The sequence below is a fragment of the Microbacterium sp. F01 genome (assembly GCF_056156365.1).
Map to the genome: position 1 here is coordinate 734,787 of NZ_CM149592.1, position 23,143 is coordinate 757,929.

The 23,143-nt window shown below is 70.9% G+C and carries 21 protein-coding genes; 7 read left to right on the top strand and 14 right to left on the bottom strand.

Annotation, left to right across the window (positions count from 1 at the left end):
* Nucleotides 1–32: 32 nt before the first annotated feature.
* Nucleotides 33–2,084 carry a hypothetical protein gene (locus ACVN90_RS03225; RefSeq protein ID WP_475100738.1) on the top strand — a complete coding sequence of 684 codons (2,052 nt, stop codon included), beginning with the start codon at nt 33–35 and terminating at the stop codon, nt 2,082–2,084.
* Entirely contained in the window at nt 2,081–2,734 is a 654-nt protein-coding gene (locus ACVN90_RS03230) for a hypothetical protein (protein ID WP_475100739.1), read from the top strand. Before ACVN90_RS03225 ends, ACVN90_RS03230 begins: the two co-directional genes overlap by 4 nt.
* A 13-nt stretch (nt 2,735–2,747) precedes the next feature.
* Here the strand turns inward: ACVN90_RS03230 and ACVN90_RS03235 are convergent, their stop codons facing one another.
* From ACVN90_RS03235 to gmd, 3 genes are all read right to left on the bottom strand, one after another.
* On the bottom strand, nt 2,748–3,110 hold the full coding sequence (locus ACVN90_RS03235; protein ID WP_475100740.1) for a hypothetical protein: 363 nt from the start codon (nt 3,108–3,110) through the stop codon (nt 2,748–2,750).
* Nucleotides 3,111–3,362: 252 nt separating this feature from the next.
* A complete protein-coding gene (locus ACVN90_RS03240; RefSeq protein WP_475100741.1) occupies nt 3,363–4,346 on the bottom strand; it encodes a GDP-L-fucose synthase family protein in 984 nt (327 codons plus the stop codon).
* Nucleotides 4,343–5,386, bottom strand: a complete 1,044-nt coding sequence (gene gmd / locus ACVN90_RS03245; protein WP_475100742.1) for a GDP-mannose 4,6-dehydratase — start codon at nt 5,384–5,386, stop codon at nt 4,343–4,345. The genes ACVN90_RS03240 and gmd overlap by 4 nt, the downstream gene beginning before the upstream one ends.
* Nucleotides 5,387–5,585: 199 nt before the next feature.
* Here gmd and ACVN90_RS03250 point away from each other — a divergent pair, with 199 nt between their 5' ends.
* Nucleotides 5,586–5,861, top strand: a complete 276-nt coding sequence (locus ACVN90_RS03250) for a hypothetical protein (RefSeq protein ID WP_475100743.1) — start codon at nt 5,586–5,588, stop codon at nt 5,859–5,861.
* Nucleotides 5,862–5,924: 63 nt separating this feature from the next.
* Here the strand turns inward: ACVN90_RS03250 and ACVN90_RS03255 are convergent, their stop codons facing one another.
* Genes ACVN90_RS03255 through ACVN90_RS03280 form a run of 6 tightly spaced genes read right to left on the bottom strand, consistent with a single transcriptional unit; the run spans nt 5,925 to nt 12,801 of the window.
* The gene (locus ACVN90_RS03255; RefSeq protein WP_475100744.1) at nt 5,925–7,235 is read right to left on the bottom strand and encodes a UDP-glucose dehydrogenase family protein; all 1,311 of its coding nucleotides are present in this window, start codon (nt 7,233–7,235) and stop codon (nt 5,925–5,927) included.
* 23 nt (nt 7,236–7,258) lie between these two features.
* The gene (locus ACVN90_RS03260) at nt 7,259–7,948 is read right to left on the bottom strand and encodes a 4'-phosphopantetheinyl transferase family protein (protein WP_475100745.1); all 690 of its coding nucleotides are present in this window, start codon (nt 7,946–7,948) and stop codon (nt 7,259–7,261) included.
* The gene (locus ACVN90_RS03265) at nt 7,941–8,195 is read right to left on the bottom strand and encodes an acyl carrier protein (RefSeq protein WP_475100746.1); all 255 of its coding nucleotides are present in this window, start codon (nt 8,193–8,195) and stop codon (nt 7,941–7,943) included. The genes ACVN90_RS03260 and ACVN90_RS03265 overlap by 8 nt, the downstream gene beginning before the upstream one ends.
* A gap of 18 nt (nt 8,196–8,213) precedes the next feature.
* On the bottom strand, nt 8,214–9,284 hold the full coding sequence (locus ACVN90_RS03270; RefSeq protein ID WP_475100747.1) for an acyl-CoA dehydrogenase family protein: 1,071 nt from the start codon (nt 9,282–9,284) through the stop codon (nt 8,214–8,216).
* Nucleotides 9,281–11,023 (bottom strand): acyl-CoA dehydrogenase family protein, encoded by a 1,743-nt coding sequence (locus tag ACVN90_RS03275; protein WP_475100748.1) that lies wholly within the window; start codon nt 11,021–11,023, stop codon nt 9,281–9,283. The genes ACVN90_RS03270 and ACVN90_RS03275 overlap by 4 nt, the downstream gene beginning before the upstream one ends.
* Complete coding sequence (locus ACVN90_RS03280) at nt 11,020–12,801, bottom strand: fatty acyl-AMP ligase (RefSeq protein WP_475100749.1); 1,782 nt, start codon at nt 12,799–12,801, stop codon at nt 11,020–11,022. Before ACVN90_RS03280 ends, ACVN90_RS03275 begins: the two co-directional genes overlap by 4 nt.
* 208 nt (nt 12,802–13,009) lie before the next feature.
* Here ACVN90_RS03280 and ACVN90_RS03285 point away from each other — a divergent pair, with 208 nt between their 5' ends.
* From ACVN90_RS03285 to ACVN90_RS03300, 4 genes are all read left to right on the top strand, one after another.
* The gene (locus ACVN90_RS03285; protein ID WP_475100750.1) at nt 13,010–13,582 is read left to right on the top strand and encodes an acyltransferase; all 573 of its coding nucleotides are present in this window, start codon (nt 13,010–13,012) and stop codon (nt 13,580–13,582) included.
* Entirely contained in the window at nt 13,579–14,775 is a 1,197-nt protein-coding gene (locus ACVN90_RS03290; protein ID WP_475100751.1) for a glycosyltransferase, read from the top strand. Before ACVN90_RS03285 ends, ACVN90_RS03290 begins: the two co-directional genes overlap by 4 nt.
* Nucleotides 14,776–14,957: 182 nt before the next feature.
* Entirely contained in the window at nt 14,958–16,481 is a 1,524-nt protein-coding gene (locus tag ACVN90_RS03295) for a sugar transferase (protein WP_475100752.1), read from the top strand.
* 26 nt (nt 16,482–16,507) lie between these two features.
* A complete protein-coding gene (locus ACVN90_RS03300) occupies nt 16,508–17,704 on the top strand; it encodes a glycosyltransferase (protein ID WP_475100753.1) in 1,197 nt (398 codons plus the stop codon).
* A 151-nt stretch (nt 17,705–17,855) separates the two neighbouring features.
* On the opposite strand, the gene ACVN90_RS03305 is transcribed toward ACVN90_RS03300, so the two are convergent.
* From ACVN90_RS03305 to ACVN90_RS03325, 5 genes are read right to left on the bottom strand one after another with little or no spacing between them, the layout of a single operon-like run.
* Nucleotides 17,856–18,821 carry a glycosyltransferase family 2 protein gene (locus tag ACVN90_RS03305; protein ID WP_475100754.1) on the bottom strand — a complete coding sequence of 322 codons (966 nt, stop codon included), beginning with the start codon at nt 18,819–18,821 and terminating at the stop codon, nt 17,856–17,858.
* 41 nt (nt 18,822–18,862) lie between these two features.
* On the bottom strand, nt 18,863–19,807 hold the full coding sequence (locus tag ACVN90_RS03310; protein ID WP_475100755.1) for a glycosyltransferase: 945 nt from the start codon (nt 19,805–19,807) through the stop codon (nt 18,863–18,865).
* Nucleotides 19,804–20,670 carry an SGNH/GDSL hydrolase family protein gene (locus ACVN90_RS03315; RefSeq protein WP_475100756.1) on the bottom strand — a complete coding sequence of 289 codons (867 nt, stop codon included), beginning with the start codon at nt 20,668–20,670 and terminating at the stop codon, nt 19,804–19,806. Before ACVN90_RS03315 ends, ACVN90_RS03310 begins: the two co-directional genes overlap by 4 nt.
* Nucleotides 20,667–21,557 carry a glycosyltransferase family 2 protein gene (locus tag ACVN90_RS03320; RefSeq protein ID WP_475100757.1) on the bottom strand — a complete coding sequence of 297 codons (891 nt, stop codon included), beginning with the start codon at nt 21,555–21,557 and terminating at the stop codon, nt 20,667–20,669. The genes ACVN90_RS03315 and ACVN90_RS03320 overlap by 4 nt, the downstream gene beginning before the upstream one ends.
* Complete coding sequence (locus ACVN90_RS03325) at nt 21,521–23,137, bottom strand: O-antigen ligase family protein (protein ID WP_475100758.1); 1,617 nt, start codon at nt 23,135–23,137, stop codon at nt 21,521–21,523. Before ACVN90_RS03325 ends, ACVN90_RS03320 begins: the two co-directional genes overlap by 37 nt.
* Nucleotides 23,138–23,143: the final 6 nt, after the last annotated feature.

Genomic DNA, 23,143 nt, shown 5'->3' on the forward strand with positions numbered 1-23,143 from the left:
TCCGGGGGTTTCCGGGAGACGGTGGGGGCCGTATGCCTGGTTGGCGTGGTCTTGCGGGTAGTGCCGGCGTCGGCGCCGTTGTCGCCGGCGCCGCGGTGGCGGTGTTCGGCCCGCCGACGGCGGCGTTCGGCGCGGACGCCGACTGCGAGGCGGCGGTCGCGATCGCGAAGGGTGGCGGCGAAGACGCGCTGCGGGTGGCGACCGAGCTTCTGCTCGCGCAGCCGGGATGGAACGCGGCCGAGGTCGCGGAGTGTCTGCGTCCCGTGAAGGATCCGACAGAGTACGACGGGGTGGACCTCGGAGCCTTGTGGAAGGTCTTCACGGACACCCTCGACGCGCTCGTTCCGATTCTCGTCTTCGTCGGACTGTTCACGCTCGCGCTGCTCGTGATCGCGCGACTGCTCGCGCTGCTGCCGAAGGTGCGCAACCTGCGGTCGATGCGCAGCTGGCGCATCGCGGCATGGATCGTCGGTCTGACATTCGCGGTCGCCATACCGGCCTATGTCGCGTTGCGCGGCATGTGGGTGATGGCGCAGGGCGGCCCGACCAGCGATGCCGATGTGGATCGCGAGGGTTATCGCTTCGAGCAGTTCGTTCCCGAGGTACTGGGGCGTTCCGGCACCTGGTGGGTCGTTCTGCTTGTCGCGCTTCTGACGATCGCCACTCTGACGTTCGCCTTCGCGACGCGGCAGGGTGTCGCGATCAAGCTCAAGAGCAAAGACGACGGCACCGGCCTCGACAGCGCGCACATCATGGCCGCGATGGACGCGATGGCGGGGCAGACGAATCGAGGGCTCGAGTTTCCGGTCGGCACCGACCTGACCACCGCGGCCGCCGCCGTGAGCGAGCTCTCCGACAACAAGTTCGTCGCCACGCTGCAGGTCGCCGTGAGCGCGATCGTCGGGGCGACGCCCTGGACGCTGACGGTCGAGAACGAGGGTGAGACGGCGGCGTCGGTGACCATCTCACGCAATGGCGCCCTCATGAAGGCGAAGCGGGTCAAGATCGGCGAGCCGCTGACGGGCGTCGACGAGATGACCCCGGCCGAGGTGCTGGCCGCGCTGATCGGTGGCGAGCTGATCGCGACGCTGCGCTCGAGGTACCGGTCCGAGTTCGATGCTGATCTGTCGGGGGCGACCGACGGCGAGTCGATCGCGCTGCACTACATCGGCAGCAGCGCGCTCTCGAGCAACCGAGCGACGCGGGCCCGAGGCATCCCGATCCTCGCTCGTGCCATCGAACTGGATCCGCAGAACCGCGCCGCCTGGACCACCCTCGCGAACTACGCCTACCGCGACCCCCAGATCCACGACCCGAAGAACCCGAAGCCGCACGAGGCCTACCGGGAGTTCCTGGACGGGGCGATCCTCGAGGAACTGACCCGCGCGCGCCCGGGAGGGGCCGACGACTGGGTGTGGCGGCGCACAACGTTCCCGCATCGTCGTCCCTCGGCTCCCGCTTCAGCGCAACCCGCAGCCCCGGCCGCGCCCCCCGATGCCTCGCGCTTCCTCCGTGTCAAGGACGAGGTGCGCATGTCGCAGATGCGGCAGAACGGTCTGCTCCTGCGCCTGCTGCAGACGCGCGTCGTCGCGGCCATGAATGCGGATGCGGCCGTGAAACTGAGCGGAGAGACGCCTCACCCGGGCCAGCGGAGCGTCGACGAGCAGTACCAGAAGCTGCGGCGCGAGACGTTCGGCGGTCCGCTGTCGAAGCGCGAGCCGCCCAAGCTCGCGATCCGGCGGCGTCAGCTGCTGCTCCTCGACGAGTTCCGCGCGTCGCGACTCGCCACTCCGCCCACCACGCGGCCCGAAGCCCTCGGTCTCGCCGAGTTCGCCCAGGAGCGTGCGGCGTGGGACGCCGTGCACCCGCGCACACAGGCGGACCTGGCCGCGTCGAACGAGGCGCGGCCCCGCGAAGCCCACGCTGGTGATCCGAAAGCCGTCCTCACGGATGCAGAGCGCTTCCGCTGCGAGGAAGCCGCTCTCGCGGTGACGGGAGGTTATGATCGCGACCCGATCGTCGCGTACTCGCTCGCCTGTTACCGCGCCATCCTGTTCGCGTCGAACCAAGGGAGCACCTCATGAGCCGGCAAGACCGCAACCGCCCCCGGCAGAAGGACCGCGAGCCCAATAAGCCGCCCGAGCCCGTCGCGCCGACCGTCCCCGCCGCCACGACCGCGAGTCCCGCCCAGAGCGGCACACCGGGCGCCGAAGAACTCAACGCCGCTCCCGCCGTCGTCGTGCCCCCGCGCCCGCCGCTCCCCCCGCAGAATCAGCCCGACGTCGACCCCGACCCGCCCGCGACGCCGGCCCCCGGGGAGGCCCCTGCGAAGCCCGACCCGCTCGCGTCGGCCGCGCAAGCCGTCACCACAGCGGCAACCATGCTCGAGACCGAAGCCGACAACTTCGACCTCACCACCGAGAAGCTCAAGAGTCTCACCCACGCCTACTGTCAGGTCACCGAAGCGCTGTCTGAGGTCGACGCGGAGGTCCGCAAGAAGGTCACTGACGACGTGCACCTGAAGGATCTCGACAGGCTCCTCGCTGTCGCGGCGCTCAGCGAATCGCTGCGGGAGTGGTTCCCGGTGGATCCTGAGATGACGTCGGTCCGCGGCACCGTGCTGGTGCCCAAGGCGATGACCGCGAAGAAGCCGCCAGCCCCCGAGCCCGAGAAGCCCGAAGATGAGAGCTTCGACGTGCTGCTCAAGAAGCTGCTCGCGCACCTCGCCACGTAACAGCCGGGTCGTATCAGCTGCCGAAGTACTCCCGCGCTGAGCGCGTGTAGAGCAGGATCAGGCCGATGAGCGACAGGATGCTGCCGCCGATGGCCGACCAGAGGCTCTCGCCGTTGAACATCCCCAGCACCTCGAGCACGATGTTCGCGACGAACACGATCGTCGCGATCGTGCGAGCGGTGGGGTTGCCGCGCCAGAGGCCGACGCCGACCCACAGCGTGACGATGCCGATGATGAGGCTGATCCACCCGAGGATGGCCGGCCACGTGATGAAGAGGCCGGCGATGATCACGAAGATCGAGCCGATGATCTGCAGGAAGCCCGAGATCCAGGCGATGATGGCGACGAGGGTGACGCCGAGCGGGCGCTGAGTCATTTCGTGTCCTCCGTGACGAGACAGGAGCCGGCAGTGGCTCCAAGGTAGCGGTACGACCGGCGTGATTCGCGAAACGTGGGCAGCCGATGCTCGAAATCGCGTGGGACAGCACCGCCCCTACGGGCTACGCTGAGGCCTGTCAACCCGGGGACCCATGTGATGAACTCGCGTCTACCGTGACCCGTGCAGCGGCTCTCAGAATTACTCTCCCCCGAGCCTGAGGGCCGCTGCCCCGCATCGAAGCGCGATCGACTACACGCGGATCGCGCCGGCGTGGTCGCGGTACCACGCAACCGTGCGCTCGAGTCCGTCCTCCAGCGGGATCTTCGACCTCCACCCGGCCGCGGCGAGCTTCGATACGTCGAGCAGCTTCTGCGGAGTGCCATCGGGCTTGGAGGTGTCCCACTCGGTCTCGCCCTCGAAGCCGACGATCCCGGCGATCATGTCGGCGATCTCGCGGATGGTGACGTCCGTGCCGGTGCCGACGTTGACCTGCTCCGGGCCGTCGTAGTGCTCCAGCAGGTGCAGCACAGCATCGGCCATGTCGTCGGCGTGCAGGAACTCGCGGCGCGGCGTCCCGGTGCCCCAGTTCGTCACCGACGAAGCGCCGGAGCTCACCGCCTCGTCGTACCGGTGGATCAGCGCCGGGAGCACGTGCGACCCCTGCGGCGAGAAGTTGTCGTTCGGCCCGTAGAGGTTGGTCGGCATCGCCGAGATCCACGGCAAGCCGTATTGGCGACGCACGGCTTGGATGTTCAGGATGCCGGCGATCTTCGCGATCGCGTACGCGTCGTTCGTCGGTTCCAGGCGTCCGGTGAGCAGCGAGTCCTCGCGGATCGGCTGCTCCGCGAACTTCGGATAGATGCACGACGAGCCGAGGAACGCGACCCGCTCGACCTCGTTCTCCAGCGCCGCGTCGAGCACGTTCGATTGGATGCGGAGATTGTCGCTGAGGAAATCGACCGGGTATGTCGAATTCGCGAGGATGCCGCCCACCTTGGCTGCGGCGAGCACCAGGTATCGCGGCCTGATCTCGGCCAGGTAGGCGAAGACGTCGTCGCGGTTCTTGAGATCGAGTTCGGCGGACGTCTTGCCCACGATGTTCGTGAAGCCCGCAGCATCCAACTGCCGAACGATGGCCGACCCGACGAGCCCCCGGTGACCCGCGACGTAGAACGTCGCGTCGCGGTCGAGTTCCCCGGGCGCGCACGAGACACCGTCGGTCGCGGTGGTCATGGGCCTACCAGCGACGGCTCGGCCGTCCACGAGGCGAGCTTGACGGAGTCGATCCACTCCGGTCGTTGGTCGAGCGCCTCGATGTCGGCGTCGACCATCAGCTGGGCGAGGTCCTTGCCGTCGAGGGTTGCTCTCCACCCGAGCTTGTCGGCGGCCTTCGACGGGTCGCCGATGAGAGCGTCCACCTCGGTGGGGCGCAGGTAGCGCTCGTCGAACTTCACGTACTCCTGCCAATCCAGGCCTGCATGGCCGAACGAGGCCTCGAGGAAGTCGCGGATCGTGTATCCGACGCCCGTCGCGAGCACGAAGTCCTCGGGTTCATCGACCTGCAGCATCCGCCACATTCCTTCTACGTACTCGGCCGCGTACCCCCAGTCCCGGATCGAATCCAGATTGCCGAGGTACAGGTCGTTCTGCAGGCCCGCCTTTATGCGGGCGACCGCGCGCGTGATCTTGCGCGTGACGAACGTCTCGCCGCGGCGCGGGGACTCGTGGTTGAACAGGATGCCGTTCACCGCGAACATGTCGTACGCCTCGCGGTAGTTCTTCGTGATCCAGAAGCTGTACAGCTTGGCGGCGGAGTACGGGGAACGCGGGTAGAAGCGCGATTCCTCGTTCTGCGGCGGAGGGGTGGCGCCGTACAGCTCCGACGTGGAGGCCTGATAGAACTTCGTGTCGATGCCCGAAGAGCGCACGGCTTCGAGCAGGCGGACCGTGCCGATGCCCGTCGTGTCGGCGGTGTGCACGGGCTCGTCGAACGACACCCGCACGTGCGACTGTGCGGCGAGGTTGTACACCTCGTGAGGATGGATCTTCACGAGGAGGCTCACGAGCCCGGCGCCGTCGCTCAGGTCGCCGTAGTGGAGGAACAACCTCGCGCTCGGATCGTGCGGATCGACATAGAGATGGTCGATGCGCTGGGTGTTGAAGGTCGACGCCCGGCGTATCAGGCCGTGGACCTCGTAGCCCTTTCCGAGCAGAAGCTCGGCCAGGTAAGAGCCGTCCTGACCGGTGATCCCGGTGATGAGTGCACGCTTCACGTCGTACTCCGTCCCCCAGCGACTCGCGGAGGTCGTACGGGCGTCTCGGCACGAGTCACGGATTCCGTGACGGCGGCAGCCAGGCTCGGGTGCGGGAGCTGTCTCACCGTCGAGAATAGGGCGACGATACCGCAGGCTGTCCGCGGAAAACAGGCCCGGTTCGATCAGCGTTGCCGCAGGACGCTCGTAGGATCGACCTATGCTCGTCGGCCGCATCCGCCCTGTCGAAACCCGAACCGTCGATGTGGAAGGCGCCTCCCTCGAGGCCCTCAACGCAGCCGTGACCTCACAGCTGACCGCGGGGTGGGTGGCGACGGACATTCCGGCGGCGATGCCGAAGGGTTCGCAGCTGCTCACCTCGACGGCGACGACCGCCCGTCGTGACGGTGTCGACGAGATCGAGGCCGACGACATGGCCGCGCTCGAAGCCAAAGTGCCCGAGGGCTGGCAGCTCCTCAGCGTCCACGAACTCTGAGTCCGCGAACTCAGAGTCCGCGAACTCTGAGCCCGCGAACTCTGAGTCCGCGAACCGCCGCCGTTACGGCCGTCCCATGCCGTGGTAGCTCCAGCCGGCGTCTCTCCAGGCGGCGGCGTCCCAGCCGTTGCGGCCGTCGATGGCGACCTTGCCGCGGGTGAGGGTGGCGGCGTGTTCGGGGGTGAGTTCGCGGCGGTACTCGTCCCATTCGGTGACCATGATGATGGCGTCGGCTTCGCGGAGGGCTTCGTCGCGGTCTTCGACGTAGTTCAGCTGCGGGTGCAGGCGCTGCGCGTTCTCGATCGCGGCGGGGTCGGTGATGGTGACCCAGGCGCCGAGGCCGTGCAGGCGCACGGCGACGTCGAGCGCGGGGGAGTCGCGGATGTCGTCGCTGTAGGGCTTGAATGCGGCGCCGAGCACGGTGATGTTCTTCTTGAACACGGACCCGCCGAGCGCGTCGATGACGAGGTCGACGGCGCGGTCGCGGCGGCGCAGGTTGATCGCATCGACCTCGCGGAGGAACGCGACCGATTCGCCGCGGCCGAGTTCTTCGGCGCGGGCGGAGAACGCGCGGATGTCTTTGGGCAGGCAGCCGCCGCCGAACCCGATGCCGGCGCCGAGGAAGCGGCGGCCGATCCTGACGTCGTGTCCGATCGCGTCGGCGAGCTGGGTCACGTCGGCGCCGGTGACTTCGGCGATCTCGGCCATCGCGTTGATGAACGAGATCTTGGTGGCCAGGAACGCGTTGGCGGCGACCTTCACGAGCTCGGCGGTGGCGAGGTCGGTGACGATGAACGGCGTGTCCTTCGCGACGGCCGTGTGGTACACCTCCCGCAGCACGTCGGCGGCCGCGTCACCAGGTTCGCCGGCCGGCACGCCCACCACGAGCCGGTCGGGGTCGATGGTGTCTTTGACCGCGAACCCTTCGCGCAGGAACTCGGGGTTCCACACCAGCGTCGCGCCGGTCGCCTCGACGCGGGGTGCGAGCTCGGCGGCGGTGCCGACCGGCACGGTCGATTTGCCGGCGACGATGTCGCCGGGCGACAGGTAGGGGACGAGGCCGTCGACGGCGGCGTTGACGTAGGTGAGGTCGGCGGCGTACCCGTCCTTCTGCTGCGGGGTGCCGACCCCGACGAAGTGCACCGCGGCGCCCTGCGCCTGGGACATGTCGGTGGTGAACCGCAGGCGTCCCGAGGCGATGCCCTCGGTGAGGATCTCCTGCAGCCCGGGCTCGAAGAACGGCGCCTCACCCTTCGACAGCGACGCGACCTTGCGCTCGTCGACGTCGATACCGACCACATCGTGACCGATCGACGCCATCGCCGCGGCGTGGACGGCTCCGAGATACCCGCAACCGATGACAGACAGACGCATGAACATGCCCTTCCGGGATGGGACTAGATCGCCCGAACAGGCGACGGAGAACAGGAAGGGGCGGCGTCGACCCAGCTGACAGCGATCTTTGCACGGCTGGCACCCGATCCGGGAGTCAGCACACCGCGAACGGCCGCACTGTGACGCAGACCCGCCGCGTCGAACCCACGGAAATCCAGTGCGAGTCCCGCCCCCAGCGCCTTGGCGTACGACTCTTTCACCGCCCACAGCTGGGTGAGCCATGCCCTGCGGTCGGCGAGCGGCAGCCGTTCGGCGCGGCGGTGCTCGGCGGGCGTGCACAGGCGACGGGCGAGCGAGGGTTGATCGAAGACGGATGCGACGAGCTCGACGTCCACGCCGATTCGCCCGTGTTCGACCACCCCGACGACGAGCCGGTCGCCGGCGTGGGCGATGCTCACATCCAGCGTCGAGTCGGCGAGTCGCGGCTTCACCCCGCGTGGAGTCGTCTCGAATCCGCTCCAGGGGCGCCGCAGGCGCACGGTGACGATGTCGCGCACCCACCGGCGCGCCGTCAGGTACGACGCGACCCGTGCCTCGTCGAGCGAGCCGAGGGTGGCAGCATCCGTTCCGAGAAGCTCTTCGGCCTCCTCGGGATCGAAGCCCGATCCGGCACCGGGGATGCGGCCCGCCACGACGTGCACTCCCCGCGCGGAGACGAGCGTGCGCCGGGCATCGCCGTGAGGATCACTCATCGGCACGCTGCCGGATGCCCTCGGCGAGTTCGCGGATCGTGGGGTGGTCCCACACGATCGTCGGATCGACCTCGAGCTGGAACTCGTCCTCGATGTCGCCGCAGAGCGTCAGGGCGTAGACGGAGTCGAGTCCGAGTTCGGCGAGCGGTGTGTCCACGGTGAAGGCATCGGCCTGGATCTTGCCGTAGGCGACGACGCGTCCGACGAGCCACTGCTCGATCTCGGTGGTGGTCAGCTGTACAGGCATCTGTCTCCCTCTCTCTTCTCACATCGGCGGGACGGTCGCGCATGCGGGACCGATCGCCATCTCCTCGCCGCTCGCGGCGCGGGCTTCGGCGTGCGCGACGAGCCGCGCCACGAGGTCGGCGGGAAGCGGCGGCTGCCGCCGTACCACGCGCCCGCGGATGCGTCTGAGGCACGCCTCCATCGCGAGCGGGTCGCCCGCGATCGCCTCCGAGCCCCGCGCGTGCATCCAGCCGTCGACCACCGCGGCGGCCGCCGTGAGCAGCGACACCCGGTGGGCGAGCTCGAGCGCCTGGTGCGGGTCGAGAGGCTCCGCCTCCGCGGCCGCCTCCGCGGTCTCGGCCGCTGCCGCCGCGAGCGCGACGTGCACCTCGACCGCCCCGGGGGCGTCCGTGGCGATCGCCGCGACGACCTCGGGCCGCAGCAGCGAGGCCGGGGCGGCAGCATCCGTGTCCCCGCACCAGGCGCTCAGCCCGTCGAGCGCCGCCGGGAGCGGATCGGCGAGATCGGGGACGAGCACGGCGAGAGCCGAGAGGTCGCGCACGTGCTGCTCGATGAGCTCGAACGGCGCGATCCGCGCGTAGAACGTCGAGCCGGCGAGCACCGACACCTGCTGAGCAGCCTCGGCGAGCAGCAGGCACGAGAGATGCGCGCTCAGTGCGACGGAGACGGATGCTGCGGGGGCGTGCGCGTCCGCAAGGCACACGGCGGCGCTGCTCAGCGCGTCGGCGGTGAGTGCATCGGTCAGCGCCGCGGCAAGCAGGCTGCGGGCATGCGGGATGTCGAGGACGGTCCCGCCGTACAGGTGGCGCGCGCGGGCGTACTGCACGGACTCACGCAGCACGGCGTCGAGCGCGCCGAGCGCCGAGGCGGGCACCGCGGCCCGGGCGACGGTCGCCCGGGCCGCGTCGCTATCGGGCGCGGCGTCGGAGGCGTCGAACCGGTACGTCCGCAGCGCGCTCGTCACTGCACGGCCGCCCTTGGGCGCGACCACACGAACCCGCCCGATGAGCGGCTCGAGGGCGTCGAGTCCTGCTGCGACGTCGCGTCCGAAGGCGGGACGCGCCCGCTCCACGCTCTCTGCGATGCTCACGATCGCTCCGTCCACGAACCCAGCAGCGTCACGGCGCCTCCGGCATCGTGCGCCCGGACCGCGGCGTCGAGCAGCGCGTCGGCGACCGGAGCCTGCACCGGATCCGCGCCGAGGCGGTTCGCCACCCGTTGCAGCACGGCCGCGAGCCACACGTCGCTCTCACCCAGCGGGCCCGGCACCGAGCCCGCCCGTGCGAGATGCACGGCCAGGGCGCACGCCCCGCCGAAGACGAGTGCGAACCGTTCGGCGAGGTGGAAGGCGAGGGGATCGGGCTGCGACTGCCGGGGGAGCGTCTCCGCTTCGGCGAGCAGTGCCGCGTACTCGTGGCCGATCCACCGCGCGGCGTCGACGGCGGCGCGGGAGGTGCGCCCATCGTCGACCGCGTCGACGAGCGCCGGCAGCGACCGCAGCAGCCGGGAGCCGTGCCGTGTCACCAGTCGCAGCGCGGTCGTATCGAGCGCATCGAACGGTGCGTCGGCGCGCAGGGGAGCGAGTACCTCGTCCAGCGGCGGCGCCGGCGCCGGGCGCAGCTGGTTCGGCAGCTCGTTGACGATCATGTTGAGGTTGACGACGGAGTTGCCGTCGAAGATGCCGACGACGCGGCTGTCGCGGGCGGCCTTCTGGAACGCGCCGAAGACGGGCGGATGCAGCGCGCCCGAGGTCTCCGTGCCGACGAGGAGCGCCTGCGCCCCGAGCAGCCGGGTGAGGTCGCGGAACAGCAGGTCGGCGGTGTCGGGGCCGAGGAACTTCACCAGCGCGCTGACGAGCGCCATCTCTCCCGGGACCGCGTGGGCCGAGCGGACACCGACCAGCATCAGGCACTCGACCAGGAGCGCGTCGGCGACGGCCACCCCGAGCGCCCGTCGCGCCACCGGCGCGTCGAGCAGGCGCCCGCGCGTGCCGTCCGGCACGGCGGCGGCGTCCAGCGCGGTGCTCAGTGCGCGGTCGACGGCGCCCATCGACAGGCCGGTGGTGAACGGCCGGGTCAGCTGCAGGCTTTTCAGCACGATCTCGAGGCCGTGGCCGTCGGGACCGACGACGGCGTCGGCCCCGACGACGGATCCCTCGAACCGGATGCCGGCGAGGTTGGCGCCGCGCAGACCGTGTGAGGAGACCTTCGGCTCGTACCCGATCGTCGCCGGGTCCGCCTCGTCCTTGTCGACGAGCACGAGCGACAGCGAGCGCGGTCCGCCCCGCTCGTCGGAGCGGGCGAGCACCGTCATCGCGCGGCAGCGGACGGCGTTGTTGATCGGCCACTTGCCGCCGTCGACGCGCACCGCGCCCCCGTCGATCTGTGCGGTGGTCGCCGATCGCGAGAGGTCCGAGCCGCGGCCGCGCTCGGTGAGCCCCCACGACACAGGGCTGCCGGTCTCGACGAGGCGGGCCATGCGCGTCGCGATCGAACCGTCGGCGACCCACGCGCAGATCGCTCCGAGGAACGTCTTGCCGTGCGCGGCGGCGACGGTGAAGTCGCGCCGGGCGAGCTGGCGGATCATGAGGAGCGGCACGAGCGCGTCGGTGAGCGCCCCGCCGTGGGCGGCCGGGATGTACCACCGCTGCAGGCCGAACGCGGTGACGGCGGCGATCTCGTCCTCCGGGAACGCCGACCGCTCGTCGAGGAGGACCGAACGCCGCGTCGAGATGACGGCGTCGTCGTCGGCGGGATCACCGAGGAACGCGTCGAACGCGCGCACGGGTGCCAGCACCCCGGCGTCGACGCCGGTCGCGACCGCGCTCATGCGGGAACCGCCTCGAACCCGTCGAGATGCACGAGCTGCAGGCGCTCCTCGTGGAGGAGTCGTCGGGTGAGGGCGCGCTGCACCTTGCCGCTCGTGGTGCGCGGCAGGGTCCCCTTGCGGATGAGCGCCACGCCCAGCGCCGGCAGCGTGAACTCCCCACCGACGCGCGCGCGGAGCGCCGCGGTGAGGGCGTCGAGTTCGTCCGTCGTCGCGGAGGGGTCCACCTCCGCCACGATCCCGACCTCCGGCGCCGCGCCCGGGCGTTCGAACGCCGCGCTGAGGCATCCGGTTCCGAGGAGTGCGGCGGCGCTGTGCTCGAGGTCCTGCGGGTAGATGTTGCGCCCGCGCACGATGATGAGGTCTTTCAGGCGGCCGGTGATGACGAGCTCGCCGTCGATCATCGCGCCGAGGTCGCCGGTGCGCAGGTACACCTCATCGGGGACGCCGGCCAGGGTCGCGCCGAAGTCCGCGGCCGTCTGCTCCGGGCGCTGCCAGTACCCCTGCGTCACGCTCGTGCCCCGCACCCAGATCTCGCCGATGCGCCCGTCGCGCAACTCCGTCGCCGTCGCCGGATCGACGATCGCGATCTCCATCCCCTGTCCGGGTGCGCCGCAGGGAACGAGCTGCGCGCTGCGCTCGCCGCCGGTCGCGGGAGCGATCTCGTCGCGTTCGAGGGCATCGGCGCTCACGGTGATCGCCCGCGGCGGGGTGCTGTCGCGATGCGCGGTGATGAGGAGCGTCGTCTCGGCCATGCCGAACGCCGGCACGAACGCCTCACCCCGGAATCCGGCGGGGGCGAATCGCGCCGTGAACGCGTCGAGGGTGTCGATGCGCACCGGCTCCGCGCCGGTGATGACGGTCTCCAGCGACGACAGGTCGAGCTCGGCGAGCTGCTCGTCGGTCACCAGACGGCTGCACAGCGCGAACGCGAAATCCGGCCCGACGGTGTGCGTCGCCTTGTGCTCGGAGATCAGCCGCAGCCAGAGCACGGGCCGGCGCAGGAACTGCGACGGCGAGGTCATGTGCAGCGCGGCGCCGGCGAAGATCGGCTGCAGGATCTGCCCGATCAGGCCCATGTCGTGGTAGTGGGGCAGCCATCCGACGCAGACCGAGTCGGCCGTCATGCCGACGACCCCGCCGATCGCCTGCTGGTTCGCGTTCAGGTTGCCGTGCGACACCATGACGCCCTTGGGAAGCCCGGTCGATCCCGACGTGTACTGCAGGATCGCCAGCGACGACTCGTCGATGTCGGGCACGACCCAGTCGTCCGGCGACGCCGCAGACGGTCCGTCGACCGGGATCACGACGGCGTCCGCGATCGACGTCTCGCCGGCGAGCCCGAGCCCGTCGAGCGCCCCGGACTCGGTGAGCACGGCCTTGGCGCCGGCGTCCTGCAGGATCGCGAGCAGGCGCTGGCGCACAGCATCCGCGTTCCGCATCGCCGTGATCGGCACAGGAGTTGCCGCGACGCCCGCGTACAAGCAGGCGAGCAGCGCCCTGACGAACGGCAGGCCCGGTTCGAAGGCGAGGATCGCGACGTCGCCTGGTGCGAGCCCCGCGCGGCCCAGCTCGACGGCGCGCGCCCGGGCATCGGCGTCGAGGCCGTCGTACGACGCCTCCGCGAAGTCGGCGGGGGATCTATAGAAACGGATGCCGCGGCCCGCGGCCGTCGCGGCGGTCAGGCGCAGCCGGCGCACGAACTCGCTCCCGCCGGCCTGTTCGCCGCCCTCCCTCATGGGCGCCTCGGCCCCCGGCACGTGCATTTCGATCTCGGTCATCGCGGACTTCCCCTCGGTCCTGACGCCGTGCGTCCCGCGAGTCCGTCCCCGAAATTCCCCATAGCCGTGCCGGCCGACGGATCCAGCGGCGACACTGCGGCACCCTCGTGGTCCAGAGTGGCCGACGCAAGCGACGCCGCTGTTACACGCGCGTTAACTCTCGGGCACCCTCCTCGCGCCGTGGATCGCGGCGGCTACTCTGAGCCGCGTGGGGCGGATCAATGGGTATGGGGTTCTGCTGGGGGCCCAGCGGCTGCGCGATTCGGTGTACAGCCGACTCGTGGCCGGCGGCTTCCAGTCGTTCGGTGCGGGGTCGCGCATCCTGTTGCCTACGCGCATCGCGAACCCCGACCGCATCGCCATCGGGGCGGGCGTGCTCATCGGCGCCGGCTCGTGGCTCATGGTTCCGTCGCGCGACGAGCCCGGGCCCGTGATCGAGATCCACGACCGCGTGCGCATGCGCGGCGCGTCGATCTCGGCGGTGCAGAGCGTCGTCATCGAGGAGGCCGTCGGCATCGCGGCGGGCGTGTACATCGCCGACCACAGCCACGGCTTCGATCTCGCCGGCGTGCCGATCCGCGACCAGCCGCTGACCGAGCCGCGCCCGGTGCGCATCTGCCGTGGCGCATGGCTCGGCCAGAACGTCGTGGTGATGCCCGGCGTCACGATCGGGGAGCAGGCGGTCATCGGCGCGAACGCGGTCGTCACGCGCGACATCCCGCCGCGCACCGTCGCTCTCGGGGCGCCGGCGCGCGTGGTGAGAGAGCTGGTGCCGGGGTGACCGAAGCGGAGTCGCGCATCGGCCGCACCGCGGTCGGCAGCACAGCCGAAGGCACCGACGACTTCGTGTTCACGTTCTCGTTCGAGACCTACGCCGATGCGGTGCGCCGCGGCATGATGCGCCCGCCGGACCGCATCGTCTCCAGCCTCATGCGCAGCCCGAACGTCGGCCGCATGGTGGTCGCGAACCCGTTCCGGTGGCTTCCCCGCGTGACGATGTCGCCGGTGCTCGACCGAGACGCCCGGTTTCCGGCATCCGATCGGATCTGGCTCCACTCGCCCGCCCGCCGCCGCCGATCCGACCGGCTCGACCCGGCGGAGGTCGCCGCGGAGTATGCGGCGTACGACGCCTCGTTGCGGCGCGAAGCGCAGCGGCGGGGCCTCAGCGACCCGGTGGCGCTCACCTGCAACCCGCTCGTGGCCGGGTTCTCGCCCTTCGACTGGGCGCGGCAGGTGACATTCTTCGCGCGCGACGACTGGCTGAGCTCGCCGGGACGCAGCGAGTACTGGCCGGCGTTCCGCGAGGCCTACCGCCGGATCTCGGCCTCCGGTCGCAGTGTGGCCGCGGTCTCGGCGCAGATCCTCGAGCGCATCGAGCCCACCGGCCCGCACGAGGTCGTCCCGAACGGGGTGGAGCCCGCAGAGTGGCTGCAGCCGCCGCCGCCCGAACCGGCGTGGCTCGCCCGCGTGCCGCGCTCGCGCGCCGTGTACGTCGGCACGCTCGACAGCCGGCTCGACGTCGAGGGGATCGCCGCGTTCGCGCGGGCACGGCCCGACGTGCACACCGTGCTGCTGGGTCCGTTGCCGGACGCCTCGTACATCGCGCCGCTGCGGGAGCTCGCCAACGTGCACGTGCACGGCAGCGTCGGACGCGCCGAGCTCATCGCGACCCTGCGCAACAGCGACCTGGCGCTCGTCTCGCACCGGCGCACGCCGCTGACCGAGGCGATGAGCCCGCTGAAGCTCTACGAATACCTCGCGGCGGGCCTGCCGGTGCTGTCCATCGACCTTCCGCCGGTGCGCGGCATCAGCGACCGGGTGTGGCTGACGCCGGCGGTGTCGGACTTCGTCGACGTCGTCGATGCGGCGCTGCAGGCGGGGCCCGCCGACGAGGCCGCGCGGGTCGCCTTCGTCGAGGCGAACTCGTGGACCGCTCGCCACGAGCGCATCATCGCGCTCGCCCGCGGCCACTGACGGCCGGCGGTGTTTCGCGCGTGTCACACGCTCCCGAAGCCTGTGTAAACAGGTGGTGACGACCCTGGCTTTCGGGTCGGGGGCGCGGCTAGCGTGGCTTTCGCGAGCGGGGATCGCATCGACGGGCACTGGGGCCGATGGGCCTCGGTATGCGTGTCGGCTGCGTTCTTGGGGGTGCGCCCGTGTCATCTGCTTTTCTCGATCTTCGTTCCACCGCCCGACCGGCGTCACCGGTCGAACTGTTCTCGACGGTCGCTGAGATCGCGCCGCAGCCGCGCAGGCTGGGCTGGCGACGCCGCCTCGCCTGGGGCATGATCACGACGGATGCCGCGGCCATCGCGGTCGCCGTGTTCACCGCGCAGCTGCTGAGGTTCGGCGACCCCGTGAGCGGCGTCGGCGGATGGACAGCTGACGCGGCCTACGCACTCACCAGCGTCACGCTCGTCGTGGTGTGGCTTGTGGCGCTCGCCGCGACGCGGAGCCGGCTGCTGCGCAACATCGGCACCGGCATGGTCGAGTACCAGCGTGTGCTGCAGTCGACGCTGTTCACCTTCGGGGCCTTCGCGGTCGTCGCCTACCTGTTCCAGCTGCAGACCGCCCGGGGATACCTCGCGATCGCGCTGCCGCTCGGACTGGTGCTGCTGATCGTCGGGCGGGGCGTGTGGCGCACGTATCTGCACGCTCTGCGTCGCGTGGGCCGATGCATGACCGGCGCGATCGTCGTCGGCGGACGAGAAGACGTGGTGCGCGTGCTGTCGCAGCTGCGCAGCCACTACCGCATCGGCTACCGCGCGATCGCGGTCAGCACGCCGGGGGCGCCGGGCGCGGGTGTCCAGCCGGTCGAAGCCACCGCCGAGGTGCTGCCGTTCGTGCCCCTGGAGGACGTCGCCCGCGTCTCGAAGCATCGCCGGGCGCGCGCCGTCATCGTGGCCGGGAGCCTTCCCGGCGGCAACGACGCGATCCGCCGGCTCGGCTGGGACCTCGAGAACTCGCAGGTCGAGCTCATCCTGATGTCGCGGCTCACCGACGTGGCGGGCCCGCGCATCCACATGCGGCCCATCAACGGGCTGCCGATGGTCCACGTCGACCTGCCGCGCTACTCGGGGTACAGCCACGTGGTGAAGCGGCTCTTCGACGTGTCGATCGTCACCGTCGCCCTGCTGCTGCTGTCGCCGGTGTTCGCCGCCATCGCGCTGGCCGTGCGCCTCGACAGCCCGGGCCCGGTGATCTTCCGGCAGGAGCGGGTCGGCGCCCATGGCTCGCGGTTCACGATGCTCAAGTTCCGGTCGATGGTCGTCGACGCCGAGGCGCGGCTGGCGCAGCTGCGCACGCTCGACGAGGGCAACGGCGTGCTGTTCAAGATGAAGGAGGACCCGCGCGTCACCCGCGTCGGCCGTTTCCTCCGCGCGTATTCGCTCGACGAGCTCCCGCAGCTGTGGAATGTGCTGCGCGGCGACATGAGCCTGGTCGGCCCGCGTCCGCCGCTGCCGAGCGAGGTCGAGCAGTACGAGGGGCCGGTCAGTCGCCGCCTCCTCACCCGCCCCGGCATCACTGGACTCTGGCAGGTCAACGGCCGTTCCAACCTCTCGTGGGAGGACAGCGTGCGGCTGGATCTGTACTACGTCGAGAACTGGTCCATCACGGGAGACATCGTCGTGCTCGCCAAGACCGTCAAAGCCGTCCTGCACAGCGACGGCGCGTACTGACATCCACCCGAGAGGTCGTATGACCCATGTCTGGTCTCATCGTTCAGGAATGGATCGAACGCTCCGGCGGCGCCGAGCAGGTGCTCGACGCGTTCCGAGTGGCTCTGCCCGACTCGCGCATGTTCGCCCTGTGGAGCGACGACGGCGAGCGGTTCCCGCGCAGCACCGTGCGTGAGTCGTGGATGGCGCGCACCCCGCTGCGCCGCCACAAGGCGATGGGGCTGCCTCTCATGCCGGCGACGTGGCGCACGGCGAAGGTCCGGTCGCTGCCGGACTGGGTGCTCACCAGCAGCTACGTCTTCGCGCACCACTGCGACTTCGGCACCCGCCGCGACGGCGTTCCGAAGTTCTCGTACGTGCATTCGCCCGCGCGGTACCTGTGGGAGCCCGAGCTCGACGGGCGGGGGAGTTCCCCGGCGCTCGCCGCCGCCCGCAGCGTGCTGAAGCGCGTCGACCGCGACGCGGCCCGGCACGCGGGCGACCTCGCGGCCAACAGCGAGTTCGTGCGCCGGCGCATCGCCCGCTCGTGGGGACGCGACGCGCGGGTCATCCACCCGCCGGTCAAGGCGCGCGAGATCATCGACGGCGGCGACTGGGCCGAGGCGCTCACGGCCGAGGAGTCCGCGATGCTCGAGGCCCTGCCCGAGCGCGGCTTCCTCATGGCGGCCTCGCGGCTCGTGCCGTACAAGCGCCACGACGCGGTGATCCGCATGGGCGACCGGCTGGGCGTGCCCGTGGTCGTCGCGGGCACCGGACCCGAGCGCGACTACCTGCAGGCGCTCGCCGCATCGGCCTCGGTGCCCGTGCACATGCTGGGCTTCGTGTCGGACGCCCTCATGCGCGCCCTGTTCCAGCGCGCCCTCGCCTTCGTGTTCCCGCCCGTGGAGGACTTCGGCATCATCCCCGTCGAGGCCATGGCCGCGGGCTGCCCCGTCATCGTCAACCGCGTCGGAGGCGCCGCCGAGTCGGTGGTCGACGGCGTGACGGGCTTCACTGTCGACCCCGACGACCCCGTCGAGCTCGCCGCGGCGGTGAGGGGCCTCGACCGCATCGATCCGTCTGCGGCGCGTGCGCGCGCCGCCGAGTTCGACGTCTCAAGCTTCATCACGGACGTGCGGACGTGGGTGCTGGGCGAGGGCGGGATGGATGCTGCGCCCGCCCGTTCTGTGGCAGCGCCCGCGTCGGCGCGAGCCGACGAGGCGCGGGTCTCAGCCTCTGCGTAGCCGCTTGCGGCGGGCCTCCGCGTTCACATCGCGTGATGTCACCGAGCGCACGCGTTATGCGCGTGCGGATCGTGTGCACTCGGTGAGATCACATGATGTGAACGGGTGACGAGGGGGTTCCGCTCGACTTCGCGCGCCAGAGCGCGGCGCACTACGCCGCGGCGGGCTCCGGCAGCGTCCGGCCGAACAGCGCCGCCTCGGCGTGCGGGTATCCGGAGCCCCAGTCGGCGCGGCGGTGCCACACCGTCGACCAGGGCCGGTTCGCGCGCCGCGTCACGGCCTCGAGTCCGGCGCGCACCGCGACCCCGGCCTTCAGCAGCAGCACGCCGACGGCGGCCCGTCGTGGCGGCCAGGTCTTCTCGAGGTAGGTGACCTTGCCGGCCAGCACCATCGAGCCCTTCGACGAGCCCACCGACGACCCGCCCACGGTGTGGATGATCGCGGCGGGGGGATACACGACCCGCGCCATGCCCCGCGCGCCGGCTCGCATGCTGAACTCGGCGTCCTCGCCATAGAGGAAGAAGTCCTCGTCCATGCCGCCGAGCTCGACGAAGTCGTCGCGGCGGATGAGCAGCAGGCACCCGGTGATGATCGGCACCTCGCGGATCGTGTCGCGCTGCCAGGAACCCAGCGACTCGGGGTCGAAGAGCGGCGAGCGCTTGAACACGGTCGACAGCATCGTCGCGTACATCGTGAGCGACCACAGCGTCGGGGCGCCCCAGCACGACGACGGCTCGAGGGTAAGGTCCTCGCGCAGCGTACGGCCGCCGACGATGCGGTACTGCGGGTTCTCGCGCGCGAAGGCGATCAGCCGGGGGAGCGAGTGCTCGAGCATGACCGCGTCAGGATTGAGCAGCAGTACGAACTCGCCGCGCGCGAGGGCGGCGCCGCGGTTGACCGCGCGGGCGAATCCGAGGTTCTCGCCGGCCTCCACGACGTCGATCCCGGGGTGCGCCGCGCGCAGCGCCGCGGCGCTGCCGTCGCGCGAGCCGTTGTCGACCACGACCACCTGCTCAGTCAGGCTCCCGGCGTGCTCGAGCACCGACGCGACGCACGCGATGGTGTCGTCGCGGGTCTCGTAGTTCACGATGACGACGGTGACGTCAGTGCTCGGCACGTGCGGACCTCCAGGTTGCTGTCGCGAGGGGATGCCGCGGCTCAGAGCGGCACGGGTGCGAGATCGTCGGATCGCACCGCACGCCAGCGCCGCGCGGTGTCGAGCGTCGACGGGCGGATCGCGGCGGCGTCGCACACGACGGCGAGCCCGCGATCGCCGAGGAACCGCGCCAGATCCTGCTGGTGGGCGTCGACGTGCTCGCCGTGCTCGACCGAGCGCGGGGCGAGCACCGGCACCTTGCCGGCGGACAGCGCGGCCAGCGCGGTGCCGGTGCCGGCGTGGCCGATGACGACGTCGGCGCGGCGCAGCGCCTCGCTGAGTTCGCTCGACGGCAGCGACGCGACGGCGTCGAGGGGGAGGTCCGACACGTCGGTCGCGCCGACCTGCCACAGCGTCTCGACGTCGCCGTCGAGGTCGTCGAGCGCGGCGCGGGCGCCCTCGACCAGCCGGCGGTAGCCGAAGTCCCCGTTGCCACCGACCGTGACCACCGCCCGGCGGATCGGTGCGGGGTCGTCGACGGGCTCGACGCGGAAGCCGTCGAACACCGACAGCGCGTAGCGCCAGCGGGCGTTCACGGCGTGCGGGTACTGCACGTACCGGTCGACCCAGGGCACGCGTTCCATCACCTTGCCGGTCGCCGAGATGCCGGTGACGCGTGTCGCGCTCTCGATGTAGGTGAACGGCAGGCGCCGCGCCGACGCGGGCACGAGCGCCGACAGCGCGATCTGTGCGCCGGTGCTGATGACACGGTCGACCCTGTGGTCCTTCATCGCCTTCAGGGCGATGCCCGTGTCGCGCATGACGCCGGCGTAGTCCCGCGGCGGCCGGGTGGGCACGTGGTACACGGTCTGCCCCTCGAGGAGAGACCGGCTCTGCGCCGTGTCGTCGGTCAGCCACACGACGTCATCGCCGTCGGCGACCCGGGGCGCGAGCATCGTGAGTTGCGTGAGGTGGCCGCCCGAGATCGCGACGAGGAGAGTGGTCATGACGCGGCCTCCACGAGGGTGTTCCAGGCGATCTCGGCGATCACCTGCTGCCCCGCCACCGACGGGTGGAAGTGGTCGAGCGCCGAGATCTCGTCGGGCGAGAACTCGTAGTCGAAGACGGCGCCCCCGTCCGAGGTGCAGGCGCTGTCGGCGGCGCAGGCCTCGGCGATGACGGCGTTCAGCTCGTTCGTGCGGGCCGCTACGGCGTCGCGTCGCTCGGTCGACGCGGCGTCGGTGGCGCCGGCGTCGCCCAGCAGGTTGCTACACGAGGGGCTGCTGTCCCAGACCTGCCGGGTGCCTGCGTCCTCGCGCCCGACCTCCCACAGGCGGTACAGGTCGGGGATCGACAGCGCCAGCACGCGGGCCTCGGGGAGGCCCTCGCTCAGTGCGGCGAGCAGCGCGGTGTACGACGCGCGGAAGTCGTCGACGCTCGTCATCCCCTCGATGTCGGCGTCGCACACGTCGTTGCCGCCGAGCAGCACGAGCACGAGCTGGGGCTGGGCGGCGATCACCTCGTCGACGCGGGCGACAGCGTCGGCGACGGTGCCGCCGTCCTTCGCGGCGTTGACCGTGTCGGGCACGCTGCCGTTCGCCGCGCCGACGCGCATCGCGATCGAGCCGACGGCGGGGTCGTCGCCGGTCGCCCAGCTTGCGGCCATGCAGCGTCCGGGCTCGGCGCACGCGTTCACGCCGAGGGTCATCGAGTCGCCGAGGGCGCCGATCGTCGCGACTTCAGAGAGCCCCGGGGTCGTCTCGATCTCCGCGAGGTCGAGGGGCTCCGGCGCCGGGGCCGCCGCGCAGGCGGTCAGCACCCCCAGCAGGAGCCCGATCGTGGCGACCGTCAGTGTTCGTCTTCTTCTCATGCCATCACCCGGCTCGTGTCGTCGCGGTTCCAGGTCGTCGTGCGCGCGCGGGCGATGTCGCGCCGCGCGATCACGTTGGGGAGCGTCCAGCTCACGCAGTACACGGCGAACGGCACCCACAGACGGGGCCGTCCCGCGACCCGCCGCACCAGCCCGCCGCGGGTACCCGCGGTCGGTCGGTCGGCATCCGAGTGCTGCACGCGGTCGGGCAGCTCGCGGTTGCCGCGCGCGATGCGCACGGAGCGACGCAGGTGCGCGCGCATGTCGGCCGCCGAGCGCACGCTGAACGAATGATCGGCGAGCGTCGCGCGCTCGCCGGGCGCGAAGAGCTGCTGCACGAACCGGTCATCGGCGATCACGTCGGGCCACTCCGCGAACCGGTCGCGGCCCTCCCGGGTCATCGCGTACACGCCCGAGCCGATGTGCCCGCGCCGGCGGTAGTCGCTGAGCTCCCAGATCCGGTAGTGCTGGCGCACGAGCCACGACGCCGACGACGTGTCGACGTGCAGCTGCGGCGAGGCGACCTCGACGCCGGGCGCGTCGAGGGCGTCGGCGAGGGCGAGCACCGTATCGGCGTCTATCCGCACGTCGGCGTCGAGATAGATGCGCGGGAACACGGATGCTGCGTCATCGCCGATCTGCAGAGCCGCGATCTTCGACGCGCGCGGCGTCTCGACCACGCGCACCCCGTCGTACGCGCGCGCCCGCGCGACGGTGTCGTCGGTGCAGCCGTTCGCCGCCACGACGATATCGAACTCGTCGCGTCGCGGCGACGCGCACAGCGCCCCCAGCACGCGGTCGATGACCGCGCCCTCGTCGTGCGCCGGAATGACGACGCTCAGCCGCGCCGTCATCGCACGGACTCCCGTGCCCAGGCGGGCGTCCACGCCGTCGCCGCGCTCGCGCTGCCCGCTGCCTCCGCCACCCACGCCGGCTTCGGAGCGGAGACCTTGCGCGAGCCCTCCGTGTACGCCCACGCGGCGACCGCGAGCAGCATCATGTGCACGAGGAACGACTGGAAGAAGCCGAACGCGTCGAAGAAGAACAGCGCCGCGCTGTACCCGGCGATCGACACCGCGAGGGCGAACGCGAGGAGCGCGTGCCGCGGCTCGGCCGCCCAGCGCAGCGCGTAGACGAGGAGCATGACGACGGGCGCGAGCATGAACACCGCGTACCCGATGACGCCGAGCGCGCCGGCTTCCATCAGGATGCCGAGCACTTGGTTGTCGAGGATGAACGAGTTCGCCTCGTCGCCCACGACGATGCGACTGCCGTAGCCCTGCCCGAAGAAGGGATACTGCCGCACTTCGACGAACGCGGGTTCCAGGTCGGCGAGCCGCCCGGCCCCGGCCATGCCCGCCGACGTGTACTGCGACGCGATCAGGGTGTCGACATCAAGGAACGACAAGAGCATCGACTCGACCTGCGCCGGCACGACGAACATCGCCAGCAGCAGCCCCGGCACCGCGAAGGCCAGCAGCAGCAGTGCGATCTTGGGTCGCAGCACCAGCGCGATCAGGAACATCACGCCCATCACGACGACCGCGGTGCGCGAGATGGCGGCGATGATGCCGCCGAACACGATGAAGGTGCCGATCCCGTAGGCGATACGCCGGTTCCACACGTTGCGCGGCCAGATCGCGTACTTCGCCAGGTAGATGAGGATCGGCAGGAACATGCAGAGCATGACAGCGAGGGCGATCGGATGCTGCGCCGATCCGTACGCGCGATTCACGCCGGCCCGCGTGGCGTCGCCGCCGTCGTCGCGAAGCACGATCAGCGGCAGGAAGTTCGCGAGCATGAGGAAGACGTTGGTGCGCGCGACGCGCTCGAGGACGGCGAAGAAGGCCACGATCACGGCCATCCACGCAAGCATCATGATGAAGCCCTGCACCATGCGCTCGCTCGTGAGCAGCTGCCGTACCGAGTAGAACACCGACAGCAGGACGCCGAGCTGGAAGAAGCCCGACAGAGCGGTGGTGGCCAGGCCCTCGTTCACGAGCCGCACGCCGTTCACGATGAACGACACCAGCAGGGTCGCGAGGAAGATGCCGATCGGCCAGCCGAACGCGACGGGCCGCCACCGCCGTGTGCGGTCGAACAGGAACGCGAGCCCGAGCGCGACGATCGCGATGAAGATCATGAGGCGGTAGGCCTCGAGCGCGAACGGCAGCGGGATCGGCAGCGCGTAGCGGCGGGCCGGGATGAACATGATGGTCGCCGCGAGCAGGAACAGCAGCGCCGGCCACGTGAACAGGATGCGGCGCAGCAGCACGATGAGCGCGATGCCGAGCAGGGCCGCGCCCATCGCGATGGGCGGGAGGAAGATCACCCCGGCGATCACGATCCCGGCGAACAGGATCGCGATCCCGGCGACGGTGGCCCAGTGGGCTCCGCCGCCGGGTGCGATCTCGGCGGGTGCCGCGTCGGTCTCGTCCGCGGGTGTGTGCGCGGTGCGGGTCGACATGTCGGT

Coding starts and splice junctions, on each gene's coding strand:
- ACVN90_RS03240 (WP_475100741.1), bottom strand. CDS start 4,346: ATGACCACCGCGACCGACGGTGTCTCGTGCGCGCCCGGGGAACTCGAC.
- ACVN90_RS03230 (WP_475100739.1), top strand. CDS start 2,081: ATGAGCCGGCAAGACCGCAACCGCCCCCGGCAGAAGGACCGCGAGCCC.
- ACVN90_RS03260 (WP_475100745.1), bottom strand. CDS start 7,948: ATGAGTGATCCTCACGGCGATGCCCGGCGCACGCTCGTCTCCGCGCGG.
- ACVN90_RS03280 (WP_475100749.1), bottom strand. CDS start 12,801: ATGACCGAGATCGAAATGCACGTGCCGGGGGCCGAGGCGCCCATGAGG.
- ACVN90_RS03310 (WP_475100755.1), bottom strand. CDS start 19,807: ATGACCACTCTCCTCGTCGCGATCTCGGGCGGCCACCTCACGCAACTC.
- ACVN90_RS03300 (WP_475100753.1), top strand. CDS start 16,508: ATGTCTGGTCTCATCGTTCAGGAATGGATCGAACGCTCCGGCGGCGCC.
- ACVN90_RS03235 (WP_475100740.1), bottom strand. CDS start 3,110: ATGACTCAGCGCCCGCTCGGCGTCACCCTCGTCGCCATCATCGCCTGG.
- ACVN90_RS03325 (WP_475100758.1), bottom strand. CDS start 23,137: ATGTCGACCCGCACCGCGCACACACCCGCGGACGAGACCGACGCGGCA.
- ACVN90_RS03275 (WP_475100748.1), bottom strand. CDS start 11,023: ATGAGCGCGGTCGCGACCGGCGTCGACGCCGGGGTGCTGGCACCCGTG.
- ACVN90_RS03225 (WP_475100738.1), top strand. CDS start 33: ATGCCTGGTTGGCGTGGTCTTGCGGGTAGTGCCGGCGTCGGCGCCGTT.
- ACVN90_RS03250 (WP_475100743.1), top strand. CDS start 5,586: ATGCTCGTCGGCCGCATCCGCCCTGTCGAAACCCGAACCGTCGATGTG.
- ACVN90_RS03265 (WP_475100746.1), bottom strand. CDS start 8,195: ATGCCTGTACAGCTGACCACCACCGAGATCGAGCAGTGGCTCGTCGGA.
- ACVN90_RS03315 (WP_475100756.1), bottom strand. CDS start 20,670: ATGAGAAGAAGACGAACACTGACGGTCGCCACGATCGGGCTCCTGCTG.
- ACVN90_RS03255 (WP_475100744.1), bottom strand. CDS start 7,235: ATGCGTCTGTCTGTCATCGGTTGCGGGTATCTCGGAGCCGTCCACGCC.